This window comes from Curtobacterium sp. ME12 (assembly GCF_903970855.1).
GTDB classification, from domain to species: Bacteria; Actinomycetota; Actinomycetes; order Actinomycetales; family Microbacteriaceae; genus Curtobacterium; species Curtobacterium poinsettiae_A.
The window spans coordinates 1-16,351 of record NZ_CAJCKD010000050.1; the positions used below are offsets into that span (position 1 = coordinate 1).

The 16,351-nt window shown below is 69.7% G+C and carries 13 protein-coding genes and 1 other RNA gene; 5 read left to right on the forward strand and 9 right to left on the reverse strand.

The window, feature by feature from the left end:
- Positions 1-300: hypothetical protein (locus tag H7A73_RS16865; RefSeq protein ID WP_182067027.1), on the reverse strand; the 300-nt coding region annotated here is incomplete at its 3' end.
- Between the two features lie 128 nt (positions 301-428).
- Between H7A73_RS16865 and H7A73_RS16870 the strand changes: the two genes are divergently transcribed.
- Positions 429-1,145, forward strand: coding sequence for a DUF4191 domain-containing protein (locus H7A73_RS16870; RefSeq protein ID WP_027465455.1), 717 nt, complete (start codon positions 429-431; stop codon positions 1,143-1,145).
- 276 nt (positions 1,146-1,421) lie between these two features.
- On the opposite strand, the gene H7A73_RS16875 is transcribed toward H7A73_RS16870, so the two are convergent.
- On the reverse strand, positions 1,422-1,877 hold the full coding sequence (locus tag H7A73_RS16875; RefSeq protein WP_071244549.1) for an RDD family protein: 456 nt from the start codon (positions 1,875-1,877) through the stop codon (positions 1,422-1,424).
- A 141-nt stretch (positions 1,878-2,018) separates the two neighbouring features.
- Here H7A73_RS16875 and glnA (H7A73_RS16880) point away from each other — a divergent pair, with 141 nt between their 5' ends.
- Positions 2,019-3,443 carry a type I glutamate--ammonia ligase gene (gene glnA / locus H7A73_RS16880; protein ID WP_017886082.1) on the forward strand — a complete coding sequence of 475 codons (1,425 nt, stop codon included), beginning with the start codon at positions 2,019-2,021 and terminating at the stop codon, positions 3,441-3,443.
- Between the two features lie 429 nt (positions 3,444-3,872).
- On the opposite strand, the gene H7A73_RS16885 is transcribed toward glnA (H7A73_RS16880), so the two are convergent.
- From H7A73_RS16885 to H7A73_RS16910, 6 genes are all read right to left on the reverse strand, one after another.
- Positions 3,873-5,300 (reverse strand): UDP-glucose dehydrogenase family protein, encoded by a 1,428-nt coding sequence (locus H7A73_RS16885; RefSeq protein ID WP_182067029.1) that lies wholly within the window; start codon positions 5,298-5,300, stop codon positions 3,873-3,875.
- Positions 5,297-6,877, reverse strand: a complete 1,581-nt coding sequence (locus H7A73_RS16890; protein ID WP_182067031.1) for a glycosyl hydrolase — start codon at positions 6,875-6,877, stop codon at positions 5,297-5,299. The genes H7A73_RS16885 and H7A73_RS16890 overlap by 4 nt, the downstream gene beginning before the upstream one ends.
- Entirely contained in the window at positions 6,870-8,510 is a 1,641-nt protein-coding gene (locus H7A73_RS16895) for a glycosyltransferase family 2 protein (RefSeq protein ID WP_182067033.1), read from the reverse strand. Before H7A73_RS16895 ends, H7A73_RS16890 begins: the two co-directional genes overlap by 8 nt.
- A 593-nt stretch (positions 8,511-9,103) precedes the next feature.
- On the reverse strand, positions 9,104-12,055 hold the full coding sequence (locus H7A73_RS16900) for a bifunctional [glutamine synthetase] adenylyltransferase/[glutamine synthetase]-adenylyl-L-tyrosine phosphorylase (RefSeq protein WP_182067034.1): 2,952 nt from the start codon (positions 12,053-12,055) through the stop codon (positions 9,104-9,106).
- Between the two features lie 36 nt (positions 12,056-12,091).
- Complete coding sequence (gene glnA / locus H7A73_RS16905) at positions 12,092-13,429, reverse strand: type I glutamate--ammonia ligase (RefSeq protein WP_027465449.1); 1,338 nt, start codon at positions 13,427-13,429, stop codon at positions 12,092-12,094.
- Between the two features lie 114 nt (positions 13,430-13,543).
- Positions 13,544-13,723 (reverse strand): SPOR domain-containing protein, encoded by a 180-nt coding sequence (locus H7A73_RS16910; protein WP_111023013.1) that lies wholly within the window; start codon positions 13,721-13,723, stop codon positions 13,544-13,546.
- 183 nt (positions 13,724-13,906) lie between these two features.
- On the opposite strand from H7A73_RS16910, the gene map reads away from it, so the two are divergent.
- The 3 genes from map to rnpB all read left to right on the forward strand — a co-directional run bounded on the left by map (position 13,907) and on the right by rnpB (position 16,063).
- Complete coding sequence (gene map, locus H7A73_RS16915; RefSeq protein WP_182067036.1) at positions 13,907-14,770, forward strand: type I methionyl aminopeptidase; 864 nt, start codon at positions 13,907-13,909, stop codon at positions 14,768-14,770.
- A gap of 41 nt (positions 14,771-14,811) precedes the next feature.
- Complete coding sequence (ppgK, locus tag H7A73_RS16920) at positions 14,812-15,561, forward strand: polyphosphate--glucose phosphotransferase (protein WP_027465446.1); 750 nt, start codon at positions 14,812-14,814, stop codon at positions 15,559-15,561.
- A gap of 141 nt (positions 15,562-15,702) precedes the next feature.
- Positions 15,703-16,063: RNase P RNA component class A (gene rnpB / locus H7A73_RS16925), an RNA gene on the forward strand.
- A gap of 81 nt (positions 16,064-16,144) precedes the next feature.
- Here rnpB and H7A73_RS17975 read toward each other — a convergent pair.
- Positions 16,145-16,351 (reverse strand): hypothetical protein (locus H7A73_RS17975; RefSeq protein WP_220456641.1); only part of this gene is annotated, 207 nt, incomplete at its 5' end.

A 16,351-nucleotide genomic window follows, 5' to 3' on the forward strand; every position in this document is an offset into this window, starting at 1 on the left:
CAGGACCGCGCCGTCGTGCACCGCCACCAGGAGCTCGAGGAGCGGGACCGTCAGGGTCACCGCGGCCCCGGTGGTCGGGGTGCCGAGCCGGTCGAGCGCCGGCACGAGCGACGTACCGGTCGGCCGGTCGAGGTCGACGACGAGACGCCCCGTCGCGGTCCGACCGACCGCGGCCACCGGGACGAGGTGCCGCTCGGCGGCCGCGGAGCGGTCGGCGACCCAGGTGAGCACCTCGTGCTCGTCGTGCTCGTTGCCGGTCGCGATCCAGCGATCCGGGTGGTGGTCGGTGCTCGTCTCCATGGTGACCAGCGTGGCCGTGGCGCGGTGGGCCTCCAGGCTCTCCTGCACCACCTGTGGACAAGACGTGTTCGCGCACAGCCGGACACGCGACGGTCTCCCCTGGCGCACGGAGGCCGTATCCTGTTCGCATGGCACGCAGCTCTTCCACAGACAAGAAGGCGAAGGAGCCGGGGCGTCTCAAGCAGATGTTCCAGGTCTTCCAGATGACCCGGAAGGCCGATCCGTCGTCGGTCTGGTGGTTCGCCCTCGCCTTCGTCGGTCCGGTCGTCCTCGGTGTCCTGCTGGCGCTGCTCCTGCCGGGGCAGAACTGGCTCGCGATCGTCCTGTGGATCGTCGCCGGTGTGCTGCTCGGTGTGCTGCTGTTCCTCATCGTGCTCGGCCGTCTGGCAGAGCGTGCCGCGTACTCCCAGATCGAAGGCCAGCCCGGCGCGGTCGGTGCCGTGCTGTCGAACTCGCTCCGTCGCCAGTGGCGCTCGAGCGAGATGCCCGTCGCGGTGCACGGTCGCTCGCAGGCAGCGGTCTACCGCGCCGTGGGTCGCCCCGGAGTGGTCCTGATCACCGAGGGCCAGCGCGGCAACCTCAACCGCCAGGTCGACGAGGAGCGCCGCAAGGTCCAGCGCATCGTCCCGAACGTCGCCGTGCACGTGCTGCACGTGGGTGACGGCACCGGTGAGAGCCTGACGCTGCACAAGCTGCCCCGTGCCATGAACAAGCTCAAGAAGTCGCTCAACCGCAACGAGGTGCTGGCGGTCGCGAACCGTCTCGACTCGCTGACCCAGAGCCCTGCGGCCTCGATCCCGAAGGGCATGGACCCGATGCGGGCCCGCGCCGGACGGCCGCGCTGACCCGAGCCCTCCGTACACCAGGACGCCCCCGACCAGATCTGGTCGGGGGCGTCGTCGTCTGAGCGTGGAGTGTCTGAGCGTGGAGTGACCGCGGGGCGTCGGTGTTCGCGAAGCCTGCACCGTGCGACCTTCGGAGAACCGTGCGAGATTGTCGGCTCAGTGCGGGACTCCGACGGCGCACCGGGCGGGCATGCTCGCACCGGATGAGCAACCTCGCACGGTGCGACGGCGCGGACGACAGGCACGGCCCGCTCGCCGCACCCCGGCCAGCCCCGATCAGCGCCGGACGAGCACCGTCCCGGCGATGCGGTCGTGCGCGCCCCGGCTGTCGCGGTCGATGATGAGCGCCGGGACCACCAGGCAGAGCAGCACCGTCCGGAGGATCGGCCGCCACACCCCCACGTAGCCCCCGCGCATCGGCACGACCCGAAGTCCGACGCAGATGTGCCCGAACGACCCGGACAGCAGGCAGATGAAGACGATCTGCAGCACGGCGAAGATGGCGATCTGCACCCAGGAGTGCGCGATGTCGCCCGAACCGTTCACCGGCGACCACACACCGGTGACGTAGGCGACCAGGTCGGCCAGCGCACCGTCGATCAGCAGCGCGACGACCCGTCGGCCGATCCGCCCGACACTCCGGGGCCCGGACTCGGGCAGCCCGAGGTCCTTCCCCGGCCATCCGTCCGGGTGCTCGGAGGGCGCGGACGGACTGGGAGTGCTGCGGGCCATGGTCCCCAGCGTAGGCGACGGTCCGGGCGTAACACGCCCGAAACAATCCAGTCATGTCCGGGAAACCCCGTGTCAATAGCCTCGTCGGAGGTGCCTTGACCGGTGCCTCCGACATCACCCAACCCATTGGAGATCGGCCCCATGTTCAGCGATTCCTCCGAGGTCCTGGCCTTCATCAAGGACACCGACGTCAAGTTCCTCGACATCCGCTTCACGGACCTGCCCGGTGTGCAGCAGCACTTCAACATCCCGGCATCCACCGTCGACGAGGACTTCTTCTCGGTCGGCCAGCTGTTCGACGGCTCCTCGATCCGTGGGTTCGCGTCGATCCACGAGTCCGACATGCAGCTGATCCCCGATGTCACCACGGCGTACGTCGACCAGTTCCGCGCCGAGCGCACGCTCATCATGATCTTCGACATCTACAACCCGCGGAACGGTGAGATCTACGGCCGCGACCCGCGCCAGGTCGCGAAGAAGGCCGAGAAGTACCTCGCGTCGACGGGCATCGCGGACACCGCGTTCTTCGCCCCCGAGGCCGAGTTCTACATCTTCGACGACGTCCGCTACTCGGTCACGCAGAACGAGTCCTTCTACGCCGTCGACTCCGAAGAGGGCGCCTGGAACACCGGTCGTGACGAAGAGGGCGGCAACCTCGCCAACAAGACCCCGTACAAGGGCGGCTACTTCCCCGTGTCGCCGGTCGACAAGACCGCCGACCTGCGCGACGACATCACCCTCAAGCTGATCGACGCCGGCTTCGAGCTCGAGCGCTCGCACCACGAGGTGGGCACCGGCGGCCAGCAGGAGATCAACTACAAGTTCGACACGATGGTCCACGCCGCGGACGACATCCTGAAGTTCAAGTACATCGTCAAGAACACGGCCGACCAGTGGGGTAAGGTCGCCACGTTCATGCCGAAGCCGCTCTTCGGCGACAACGGCTCGGGCATGCACACCCACCAGTCGCTCTGGTCCGACGGCAAGCCGCTCTTCTACGACGAGAACGGCTACGGCGGTCTGTCGGACCTCGCCCGCTGGTACATCGGCGGCATCCTGAAGCACGCCCCGGCGCTGCTCGCCTTCACCAACCCGTCGATCAACTCGTACCACCGTCTGGTCAAGGGTTTCGAGGCCCCGGTCAACCTGGTCTACTCGGCCGGCAACCGCTCGGCGGCGATCCGCATCCCGATCACGGGCACCAACCCGAAGGCCAAGCGCATCGAGTTCCGCGCGCCCGACGCCTCCGGAAACCCGTACCTCGCCTTCGCCGCGCAGCTGATGGCGGGCCTCGACGGCATCCAGAACCGCATCGAGCCGCACGAGCCGGTCGACAAGGACCTCTACGAGCTCCCCCCGGAGGAGGCCAAGGGCATCCCCCAGGTCCCCGGCTCGCTCGACGAGGCGCTCGACGCGCTCGAGGCGGACCACGAGTTCCTCACGAAGGGCAACGTCTTCACCGAGGACCTCATCCAGACCTGGATCGACTACAAGCGCGAGAACGAGATCCTCCCGCTGGCCCAGCGCCCGCACCCGTTCGAGTACGAGCTATACTTCGGCGTCTGAGTCTCGCTGACAACCACACGAAGGGCCCCGCACCGTCAGGTGCGGGGCCCTTCGTGCGTGTGGCCGGAGCGACAGCGCGCTGACGGCCTCGGCGCTCGCACTCGCGAGAGCGACAGAACGTCGCGAACGTTCCGCGGGATCCTGTCGCGTTCGCGAGGGGACGCTGCCACCGTGCGCGCGGGGTGCGGACGCGACCGCCTGGAGGCCCGGTGCCGGTCCGGCGGGCGGGCGTCGGGCCTCCAGGCGGTCGCGACGCGCGTTCCTTCCCATCGCAGCTGGACTGGAAAGCGGGATCGGGCGTACCTGGTCAGAACTTCCGACCAGGTACGCCCGATCCCACCAGGTGCGCCCGGATCGACGAGGCGCTCTCCGGGCGCACGGGAACGGGGCCCGCGCCGCCCGGCACGGACCCCGTCTCGCGAACGGTGACTAGCGGCTCGTGGCCAACGCGTCGTTCGTCCCCGCTGCGACGCTCACGGGTGCACCCGTGACCGGCGTGGGACGTCCCAGGGAACGGACGGTCCACCCCGCTTTCACCCAGTCGGAGACCGGGAGGCAGTTGCGCGCGTCGATGACGACGCGGCGCCCGACGAGGTCACCGAGGGCGACCGGGTCGGCGGTGATGATGTCGTCCCACTCGGTGAGCACGAGGACGACGTCGGCGCCCTCGATCGCGTCCGTCATCGAGGCGGCGTAGCTCAGCGTCGGGAACGAGCGCTTCGCGGGCTCCATCGCCTCGGGGTCCCAGAGCGTCACCTGGGCGCCGCGGAGGTGCAGCGCAGCGGCGACGTTGAGCGCCGGGGAGTCCCGGACGTCGTCGGTCAGGGGCTTGAACGCGGCGCCGATGACGGCCACGCGACGGTTGAGCACCGATCCCCCGGCCGAGTCGATCGCCATGTCGATGACCCGCTGGCGCTGCCCCATGTTGATCTCGTCGACCTGCTGCATGAGGCCGACGACCTGGCCCGCACCGATCTCGTTCGCGCGGTACATGAGGGCCCGGATGTCCTTCGGTAGGCAACCGCCACCGAAGCCGAGGCCGGCGTTCAGGAACTTCCGGCCGATACGGGCGTCGTGGCCGAGGGCGTCGGCGAGCGTGGACACGTCCGCTCCCGTGATCGCGCACATCTCGGAGATCGCGTTGATGAACGAGATCTTCGTGGCGAGGAACGCGTTGGCGCTCACCTTGACGAGCTCCGCGGTGGCGAGGTCGGTGGTGATGACCGGGGTGCCCTCGCCGATGGGCGCGGCGTAGACCTCGCGGATCACGGCGTCGGCGGCTTCGGAGGCTCCGCCCCAGACCAGACGGTCGGGGTGCAGGGTGTCCTCGACGGCCTTGCCCTCACGCAGGAACTCGGGGTTCCAGATGAGTTCCGCGTCGATGCCGGCGGGGGTGAACTCGCGGACGATGCCGCGGAGTCGCGATGCCGTCCCGACCGGGACCGTCGACTTGCCGACGATGAGGCCCGGGTGGGTGAGGTTCTCGGCGACGCCGCGCGTGGCGCTCTCGACGTAGGCCAGGTTCGCGGCGTGCGACCCGGCCTTCTGCGGGGTGCCGACGCAGACGAAGTGGACGTCCGCAGCGGCGACGGCCGAGGCGATGTCGGCGGTGAAGCGGAGCTTGCCGCTGGCGACGTGCTTCGTGATGAGCTCCGGCAGCCCGGGCTCGAAGAACGGGACCTCACCGGCGGACAGCGCGGCGAGCTTCGACGGGTCGATGTCGACACCGATGGTCTCGAAGCCCATCTCGGCCATGGCGGCCGCGTGGGTGGCGCCGAGGTAGCCGGTGCCGATGACGCTGATGACGGGTGCGGGGCGGGTGTCGGCCGATGCGGTCGACTTCTTGGACTCGCTCATTGCGTGACCTCCTGCAGGTCGTAGTCGATGTCGTTGCGCTTGATGCCCTCGGCGAAGGCCTTCAGGGAATCGGCGCGGGAGTTGAGACGCCAGTCGTTCGTGGTGCGCTTGCCGTCGATGATGGTGGTGGCCGTCTCGCTGAAGTACGCGAAGCCGACGATGTCCTTGTTGGCGGGGTCCGCCAGGGCATCGAAGAGCGAGTTGATCCACTGCGTCTTCTGCGGGTTCGCGACACTCGTGCCGGTCTCGGTCGCCCCGATCTCGTTGAGCATGATGCCCTTGCCCGGCGCGATCTGCCGGAGCTGCGCGAGCGTCGCTCCGAAGGTCGTGGCGAACGTCGGCTGCTCGGTGGCGTCGCGGTAGTAGCCGCTCATGCCGACCCAGTCCACGTAGTCCGCACCCGGGTAGTACTGCTGCATGTAGTCGAGCGTCTGGTACTTCGGGTTGCCGAGCTTGTCGATGCGGCTCGGGGACCAGTCCCAGATGACGTACTTGTTCGCACCGTTCGCCTGGAAGACGTCGTGCACGTGCTGCCACATCTTCTTGTAGGAGCCGGCCGGGTTCTTCTGGGCGTCGCCCTCGGACCAGTTGTACCAGGAGCCGTTCATCTCGTGGTCGAGACGGATGACCATCGGCTGCCCGTTGGCCGCCAGCGCCTTCGCGTACTTGGTCAGGTAGGCGTCGAACGACCCGCCGGAGATGTCCTCGTTGGTGTACCCGGCGACGTACTTCTGGTCGTTGCCGGTCTGCGCCGGCACCGTCTCCCACGTCATGAGCGGGACGCGACCGTTGGCCCAGGAGCGCTGCACCGCGCTGGCGTTGAACTCCTGGTCGAAGCCCTGGAAGAAGCCGGTCATGTTCGACGCGGTGCCGACCTGACGGGAGACCTCGTCGTACTCGGCCCAGTTGAACGGGGACTGCGCGGTGTACAGGCCGTACCAGCGAGACTGCTGACCGAGGATCTCGGCCTTGGTCGGCGTGACGACCGGGGTGGTACCCGGGTCGGTCGAGGGACCGGGGTTCGGCTTCGAGCCGCCACCGTTGCCCGAACCAGACCCGGATCCGTTGCCGGAACCCGAGCCGCTGCCGGACCCGTTGTCGGACGAGCCCGAACCCGAACCGGACCCACCTCCCGACGCGGCACCGGGCCCGCCGGAACCCGAGCCACCGCTGCCGGAACCCGCGGCGTTGACGTCGGACGAGCCTCCCGAGCCCTTCGCGGCACCGAGCTGGGACTGCAGCGACGCGATCTGCGCCTTGAGTTCCGAGATCTGGTCGCCGCGCGACCCGGCCTGGGCGGTGCGGGAGTCGAGCTTGCCCTCGAGCGACCAGATGCGCTCCTGGGCGGCGTCGAGCTGCGTCTGCAGCTCGGCGGCGGACACCTTCTTGGCCTTCGGCGCCTCGACGCCGAGTGCCTGGTGCACGGCGGTCGAGACGGGGCCGGTGGGCGAGATCCACACCGACCAGGTGATGAGGCCGAGCGCCAGCACGATGGCCGTCGTGCCGATGGCCGTCCGGCGGGCGTGCTTGCTGGACTGCGCCCACCAAGCACTCGAGGAACGGATGATGTCAGACAATGAGGAACGCCTCCAGGGCGAAGATCGCGATGCCGATCACGTACGGGATCGCTGCGTACGGGTTGTACCGGCGGGCTCGGGCGGAGGCCGGCGCGGCTGCTCGCTGGGCCTCCTGCTGCGCAACCGCGGCAGCGGCCTCGCGGCGGGTGGCGAGCACGGTGGTGGTGGAGTTGGTCGCCGCGTCGGCGCCGAAGAGCTCGTCGAACGCACGGTCGACGGCCACCTGGTCGACGGTCTCGAGCGGAGCGGGCAGACCTGACCCCGAGCCCGCCGAACCTGCGTCCGCACCGTTCGTGCGGGCGCGTTCGGCGTCGATCGGGCTGACCGGGATCTGCGCCGTGGCGGACAGCGGCTGGACGGCGTCCGCCGGGTCCTCCTGCATCGGACCACCGGCGTAGGCGCCGGCTCGGGTCCCCCAGCCGGACGCGTGCGCCAGGCGGAAGAAGCCGATGAGCCGGATCGGCATCAGGAAGAACGTCGACACGATGATGAACATCGGCAGGCGGAAGAAGTCGCTCGGCTTCTCGGACAGGTGCCGCATCTGGCGGATCGCCATGCTCAGCACGCTCGAGATCACCATGAGCGCCGCGACGTAGACGAACCCGGTCGAGAAGCCGTACTGCGACAAGATGCCCTGGTACAGGTTCTCGCCCTGGCCGGTGAAGGCACGGTAGATCCAGCCTGCGATCACGCCGAAGAGCATGAACGGCAGGATGATGTCGGTGATGAAGAACGCCGCCAGGACCGGGGCGTGGCCGAGCATCCACGGCAGCATCCGCAGCGTGTTGTACTGCGAGCCGCGGGCCCAGCGGAGCTGCTGCTTGAACAGCTTCTTCACCTGCAGCGGGGCATCCGTGTAGACCAGCGACGTGTACTGGTAGACCGTCCGGTACCCCTCCTTGAGCGTGAGGTTCGTCAACGTCCGGTCGTCCGAGACCTCGAGGAACACGCCCATGAACTTCTCGTGCATGAACCGGTCCATCACCCGCATGAGGATGCTCCGGCGGAACGCGATGGTTCGCCCGGGCAGGCAGCCGATCTGCCCGAGGACACTCTGTGCCGGCATCGAGTAGAGCGCTCGCGAGTTCTCGAGCCAGTCGGCCCAGCGGGTGATCCAGCTGCGCTCCGGTTCGAGGATGCGCTGCCGGGTCGTGACGCCACCGACGGACTCGTCGGCGAACGGCTTGAGGAGTTCCTCGAGCGCGCCGGGGGTCCAGACGGTGTCCGAGTCGACCAGCACGGTGATGTCACCGTTGGACATCTCGGTGCCGACCTTGACGGCGTTGCGCTTGCCCGGGATGGGCGTGTGGGTCCAGCGGACGAGCGGGGCGAACTCGTCGCAGACCTCCTCGAGCGCCTCGTTGCGAGCACCGTTGATGACGACGATGATCTCGCCGGGCTGCTGCTCGACCATGCGTCCGATGACGTCGCGGAAGAGGTCGAGCGGTTCGTCCACGACGGGGACGACGACGCTGGTGGTACCGACGAAGGTGCCGGTGAAGGGGCGGTAGCGGGCGGAGATGACGACCTTGAGCAACCAGAGCAACCAGATCACCGCGGAGTACACGGCGAACAGGTAGAACTCGGGGTGCCCTTCGACCATCTGCCTGATCTGCAGAATGAAGGTGAACACTGATCCCTGCTTCAACGTTCGAGGTGGAGATTCCGCTTCATCGGGGAATCAGGGCCGGTTCGGGTGATGCAATTGATGCAGAACCTGAACGCGCGCGCAACGCGGCCCCCGTCCGGGGGCGTTACGGGCGCGTTACGGGGTACACACCGGTCCCCCGCTCGACCGGTCGGAGCGGTCCCCCGTGGTGCTGACAGCACTCCTGCGGACCACACCTCGACGCCTGCTCCGTCGGATGGGCGACAGGTGCGGCCCGGAGGCACGGGTCGGCTCCGACAGAAATCCCCGGTCAGCGCCGGGTCGCACGGCGTGTCGGGCGACGTCGGAAACGGCCCCCTGGCGGTCCGGTGGGAGTTCGGTCACGGCACGGTAACGAGCCGGGCTCCGTTTCAAACAGGGGTACGAAGAGGGTGTCGTCGGGGGACGTCGTGCGACACGGAGAATTAACCTTCGACGGCTGCTCAGGTCGGGTCCGTCCGCGGACGCTCGGGCGTGTCGCGGGACGCTCGGCGCTGCGTCGGCGGCGGTCGGGCGCTGCGTCCGCGGCGGGTCGGACGCGGCGTCGCCGGCGGGTCGGACGCGGCGTCGCGGGCGGGTCAGGCGCCGTAGAACTCGCGCTCGAACACCTGTCGGGCGCGCCGCGTGACGCCGAGGTAGTCGTCCTCGAGGTGGCTCGCAGAACCCGGCGGGTACTCCATCAGACGGGCGACGCCCTCGAGCTGGACGCGGTCGACGGGCAGGACGTCGGTGGTCTTCCCCGACCACAGCACGAGGGCGCTGCGGGTGCGCGACGCGAAGCGCCAGGCGGCCCCGAGCCGCTCGCCGTCCTCGGCGCCGACGAGTCCGGCGTCGACCGCGGCGTCGAGCGCCTCGAGCGTCGAGGTGGTCCGGAGCGACGGGATCTCGAGCGCGTGCTGCAGCTGCAGGAGCTGGACGAACCACTCGACGTCGCTGAGCGATCCCCGGCCGAGCTTGAGGTGTCGTGCCGGATCGGCACCGCGGGGCAGCCGCTCCGACTCCACGCGGGCCTTGATGCGACGGACCTCGCGCACCTGGTGGTCGTCGATCCGCTCCGGGTACCGGGTGCGGTCGGCGAGGTGCTCGAAGTCACGGAGGAGCTGCGCGTCGCCGACGGCCCCGCGGGCGCGGAGGAGCGCCTGCGCCTCCCACGTGAGCGACCAGCGGGCGTAGTAGGCGCCGTAGGACTCGAGCGTCCGCACGACGGGACCGTTCTTGCCCTCGGGGCGCAGGTCGATGTCGAGGTCGAGCGGGTGGATGGTGTCCTCGGTCAGGCGGTTGAGCTCACGCACGATGGTCTGGGCGGTCCGGGACGCGACCTCGGGGGCCAGTTCGGATGCGCGGTAGACGTACAGCACGTCGGCGTCCGAGCCGAAGCCGAGCTCCCGCCCGCCGTACCGGCCCATCGCGATGATCCCGAACTCGAAGCCCTCGGGGGCGTCACGGCGGGCGAGCGCGAGGGCGCCGGCGAGGGTGGCCTCGGTGACATCGCTCAGGGCCGGGCCCAGACCGTCGACGTCGAGCGAGCCCAGCACGGCGGCCATGCCGAGCCGCAGCGTCTCCCGACGTCGAGCCGACCGGAGCAGCGCCGCGGAGCCGTCGACGTCGTCGCCGTGCCGGGCGGTGGTCGCGGTCATCTCGGCGAGCAGGGCGTTGATCGGCCGCGGACGCAGGAGCGCCTCGGGTTCGTCGAGCCAGGCCACCGCCTCGGGGAACCGCTCGAGCAGCCCGGACAGGAACGCCGACTCGGACAGCACCGTGGTGAGCGAGTGCGCGGCGCCGGACGAGTCGCGCAGCATGCGGAGGAACCAGCTCGACTCCCCCAGCCTGTCGCTCAGCCGGCGGAAGGCCAGCAGCGCACGGTCGGGCGCCGGCCCCTCGGCCATCCAGCGCAGGAGCACGGGGAGCAGGTTCCGCTGGATCGCCGCGCGCCGGCTCGTGCCCTGCGTCAGGGCGCGGATGTGGCCGACGGCACCGGCGGGGTCGACGAACCCGACACCGGCGAGCCGGTCGACGACCTGGTCGTTGGTCAGGACGATCTCGTCCTCGGTGGAGGCCACGGCCGACAGCAGCGGCCGGTAGAACAGGCGCTCGTGCAGCCCGCGGACCTCGAGCTTCACGGCACGCCAACGGGCCTCGAGCGCCGGGGCGGACGCCGCGACACCGCTCGACCGGGCGAGCACCCGCAACTCCTCTTCGTCGGAGGGCATCAGGTGCGTCCGCTGCAGGCGCCGGAGCTGGATGCGGTGCTCGAGCACCCGGAGCAGGGCGTAGTCCGGCCCGAACCGAGCGGCTTCGGCGCGCCCGACGTACCCGGCGTCGGTCAGGGCGTCCATGGCTTTGAGCGTCGACCGCACCCGGACGGACGGGTCGTCACGGCCGTGCACGAGCTGCAGGAGCTGCACGGTGAACTCGACGTCCCGCAGGCCACCGGGGCCGAGCTTGAGCTGCCGGTCGACGTCGGCGTCGGGGATGTGCTCGGTCACCCGCTCGCGCATGCGCTGCACCGACTCGACGAACCCCGGCCGGGTGGCGGAGGTCCACACGAAGGACGCGACGGCCTCGGCGTACCGGGCGCCGAGGTCGGCGGACCCCGCGATCGGGCGGGCCTTGAGCAGCGCCTGGAACTCCCACCCCTTCGCCCAGCGCTCGTAGTACGCCACGTGCGAGTCGAGCGTGCGGACGAGTGCGCCGTCCTTGCCCTCGGGCCGGAGGTTCGCGTCGACCTCCCACAGCGCCGGTTCGGCGGCGAGGTCGGTGATCGCGTGCATCGCGGCGATCGCGATGCGGGTGGAGACGAGCACCGCCCGGTCGGTGGGGACGTCGTCGGTGGGCTCGGTGACGAAGATGACGTCGACGTCGCTGACGTAGTTGAGTTCGCGTGCGCCGGCCTTGCCCATGGCGATCACCGCGAGGGGGGTCGCCGCGACGTCGGCCGCGGGGAACGGGACCTCGCGCCGGGCGATGTCGACCGCGGCGTCGAGGGTGGCTCCGGCAAGGTCGGCGAGGCCGGCCGCGACCGCCGGGAACGCGTCCGTCGGCACGGGGTGCAGCACGTCGAACAGGGCGATCTGGGCCAGGTGCCGGCGGTAGCGCACACGCAGGCGCATCCGGGCGTCCTCACCCGTGGCGCCGTCGACCGCCTCGGTCAGCGACGCCGTGTACCGCTCCTGCGACCACGGTTCGCCGACCGGGTCGAGCAGCAGTGCCAGCTCGGCCGGACGACGGTGCAGGAACTCCCCGAGGCCGATCGAGGCACCGAGCAGGCGGATCAGACGCTCGGTCGCTGCGTCGTCCGTCAGGACGGGGCGGAGCTCGTCCGGCGCGCGCTCGAGCAGCCGCTCCAGCATCCGCAGGGCACCGTCCGGATCAGCGGTGCCGCCCCAGAGCGCGGCAGACCCGGCGACCGGCAGCGGCAGGTCGGGGCCGAACCGGGCCTCCAGGTCGGCAGCCCGCTCGAGGCTCTCCGACAGCTCCGCGAACCCCAGACGGGCCAGCTCCGAACGTGACGTCGTCGTCCGACCGGTCATGTGGAACGTGCTCCCGAGGGGTCAGGGCGCTCGGTTCTAGAGCGCGCCGAGGTTGGTGTCGAGCTCGAACGGGGTGACCTGGTCGCGGTAGCGCTTCCACTCCTGCCGCTTGTTGAGCAGCACGAAGTTGAACACCTGCTCGCCGAGGGTCTCGGCCACCAGCTCCGAGTCCTCCATGAGGCTCAGGGCGTGGTCGAGGCTCGCGGGCAGCTGGCTGTAGCCCAGGGCGCGGCGCTCCGAGTCGCTGAGGCTCCACACGTTGTCCTCGGCCTCAGCGGGGAGTTCGTACTCTTCCTCGATGCCCTTGAGGCCGGCGGCGAGCAGCAGCGAGTACGCCAGGTAGGGGTTCGCTGCCGAGTCGATCCCGCGGTACTCGATCCGTGAGGACTGGCCCTTGTTCGGCTTGTAGAGCGGCACGCGCACCAGTGCCGAGCGGTTGTTGTGGCCCCAGGTGACGAAGGACGGGGCCTCGTCGCCGCCCCAGAGCCGCTTGTACGAGTTGACGAACTGGTTCGTCACCGCGGTGATCTCCGGCGCGTGCTTGAGTACGCCGGCGATGAAGTGCTTGGCCGTCTGCGACAGCTGGTACTGGCCACCGGCCTCGTAGAAGGCGTTCTGGTCGCCCTCGAACAGCGAGACGTGGGTGTGCATGCCGGAACCGGGCTGGCCCGAGATCGGCTTCGGCATGAAGGTCGCGTAGACGCCCTGCTCGATCGCCACCTCCTTCACGACGGTGCGGAAGGTCATGATGTTGTCCGCCATCGTCAACGCGTCGGCGTAGCGGAGGTCGATCTCGTTCTGCCCGGGGCCGGCCTCGTGGTGCGAGAACTCGACCGAGATGCCGAGGTCCTCGAGCATCCGGACCGACCGGCGGCGGAAGTCGTGCGCGCTGCCGCCGGGGACGTTGTCGAAGTAGCCGGCCTGGTCGACGGGCTGCGGGCCGCCGTCCTTCCACTCGCGGCTCTTCAGCAGGTAGAACTCGATCTCGGGGTGCGTGTAGAACGTGAACCCACGGTCGCTCGCCCGCGCCAGGGTGCGCTTCAGCACGTTGCGGGGGTCCGCCACGGCGGGTTGCCCGTCCGGCGTCGTGATGTCGCAGAACATCCGCGCGGTGGGGTCGATCTCGCCGCGCCACGGCAGGATCTGGAACGTCGAGGGGTCCGGGTGCGCCAGGACGTCGGCCTCGTACGAACGGGTGAGGCCCTCGATCGCGGAGCCGTCGAACCCGATGCCCTCGGCGAACGCGCCCTCGACCTCGGCCGGGGCGATCGCCACCGACTTCAGCGTCCCGATGACGTCCGTGAACCAGAGTCGGATGAACTTGATGCCGCGCTCCTCGATGGTGCGGAGCACGAAGTCCGTCTGCTTGTCCATGCACGACCTTTCCGTGTATCGGGTGGCCGCTGGCGGGCCTCGTCCCAGGCTAGTGGTCCGGCGGTGTGCGCGGGGCCGTGCGACGCGCCGTCACCGGGGCGCCGGCCACGGTGTTCAGCGGTCCTCGGCGTCCCACTTCTCGTTGTTCGCGGCGATGCGGTCGAGCGCGTGCTGCGCCTCCTCGCGCGTCGCGAACGGGCCGATCCGGTCGCGCTGCGGCGACTGCGGGCCCTGCTCGACCTGGCCGGTCTTGTCGTTGAACCACCACTGGGACTCGATGCGTTCTTCGCTCATGCCGCCCACCGTACCCACGTCGCGGACCCGACGGACCGGCAACCGGGCGGCTCCGCGCCGAGCCTCGGCTCTCCGGACGTCTTCCGGGTCGCGCCTACTGGATCCTGTCCGCCGGTCCGAGGCTCGGCTCGCCCCGTTGGGCGGTTGCGTTCGGCGCGTCGCGCCGCGGCTAGAGTGGTCCGCATGCCCCGGGACGAACACGGACACCTGACCGCCGGCCGCATCTCCCCGCACCGCGCCGTCCCGAAGGACATCGAGCGTCCGGAGTACGTCGGGAAGGTCGAGCCCCACGAGCACGGTCTCGGTGACACCTACACACCGGACGAGGTCGAGCGCATCCGGGTCGCCGGACGCATCGCGTCGCAGGCCATCGACGCCGTCGGCGAGGCCATCCGCCCGGGTGTGACCACCGACGAACTGGACCGGATCGGGCACGAGTTCGTCGTCGCGCACGGCGCCTACCCCTCCACCCTCGGCTACCGCGGCTACCCGAAGTCGCTGTGCTCGAGCCTGAACGAGGTCATCTGCCACGGCATCCCCGACGACACCGTCCTGCAGGAGGGCGACCTCGTCAACATCGACATCACCGCCTACAAGGACGGCATGCACGGCGACACGAACCGCACCTTCGTCGTCGGACACGCCGCGCCCGAGGTGTCGGACCTGGTCACCCGCACCGAAGAGGCACTGCGCCGCGGCATCAAGGCCGTCGCACCGGGGCGGCAGGTCAACGTGATCGGTCGCGCCATCGAGGCGTACGCGAAGCGCTTCGGCTACGGCGTCGTCCGCGACTACACCGGACACGGCGTCGGTCGGGCGTTCCACTCCGGCCTGATCATCCCCCACTACGACGCACCGCAGTACGACACGGTGATCGAACCCGGCATGGTGTTCACCATCGAACCCATGCTCACGCTCGGCGGCATCGACGCCGACATCTGGTCCGACGACTGGACGGTCTCGACCCGTGACAAGTCGTGGACCGCGCAGTTCGAGCACACCCTCGTCGTCACCGAACGCGGCGCGGAACTCCTCACCGTCTCCTGACCGGACACCTCCGGCAGGCAACCGAAAGGCACGACAACTTCATGACCTCCCTCGCAGTCGGCGTCGACATCGGTGGTACGGGCATCAAGGGCGCGATCGTCGACGTCGCGTCCGGCGCCCTCACCACGGACCGCATCAAGAAGGCCACGCCCGAGGGCGGGAAGCCCCAGGACATCACGGCGGTGGTCAAGGAGATCATCGGTGAGCTCGCGCCCGGTGACGACGTCCCCGTCGGGGTCTGCTTCCCGGCGATCGTGCGGGACGGCAAGACGATGTCCGCCGCGAACGTGTCGAAGAAGTGGATCGGCTTCGAGGCCGAGGCGCTGTTCGAGAAGGAACTCGGCCGCTCCATCCACTTCGTCAACGACGCCGACGCCGCCGGGTTCGCCGAGCAGCAGTTCGGTGCGGCCAAGGGCAAGGACGGCCTGGTCATCGTGACGACGCTCGGCACCGGCATCGGCACCGCGCTCATCAACGACGGTGTGCTCATCGTCAACTCGGAGCTCGGGCACCTGGAGATCGAGGGGCACGACGCCGAGTCGCGCGCCTCGTTCGCCGCCAAGGAGCGCGACGACCTGTCGTGGAAGCACTGGGCGAAGCGCCTGCAGAAGTACTACTCGACGCTCGAGGCGCTGCTCTCCCCCGAGCTCTTCGTCGTCGGCGGCGGGGTCTCGAAGCAGTACGAGGAGTTCCTCCCGCTGCTCGACCTGCAGGCCGACATCATCCCCGCGACGCTCCGCAACAACGCCGGCATCATCGGCGCCGCGACCCTGGCAGCGCGCAGCGTCTAGCGCTGGTCGGGCGTACCTGGTCGAAGCGGGCGTCCCTGGTCGGAACTCCTGACCAGGGACGCCCGTTCTCATCGGGTACGCCTGGCGTGGGGCTCCCCTCGCAGCGGGCACCGCGGAGCCGGGTAGACTCGCTCCAGCGAATGGGTCGGTGAGACGGTCGCGTCGCTCCCCCGGGAGCGCCGAGGAACGTCCGGGCTCCACAGAGCAGGGCGGTGGGTAACACCCACCCGGAGCAATCCGCGAGACAGTGCCACAGAAAGCAGACCGCCGGCGGCAACGTCGGTAAGGGTGAAACGGTGGTGTAAGAGACCACCAGGGGTCCGGGTGACCGGATCCGCTCGGTAAACCTCGCCCGGAGCAAGGTCAGACAGAGGACGTTGAGGCTGCTCGCCGAGTCCTCGGGTAGACCGCTGGAGGCCGACGGCAACGTCGGTCCGAGAGAGATGGCCGTCACCGCCGTGCAAGCGGCGGGACAGAACCCGGCGTACGGCCGGCCCATTCGCCCCTTCTCCTCGCCACGTTGGCTCGCACCGGGGCGCTCGGCGCGCGCGGTCACGACTCCCCGCTCAGGTTCGCCGAGTGGTCACCGACTGTCGGTCAGTACGTCGGCAGCCGACAGTTCGTGACCGCTCGGCGCCACGCGCGCGACGCGTTGCGACCAGCCCACGAACGAACAATCCGGCTCCCGTGTGAGGAAGCTTGCTCGCACTAAACGAGAGAGTTCCCTTGCCCGTTCCTCGAATCCGCCAACAGCCGCCAACCCGCTGCCCGCTTCGCGAAGATCGTCCAC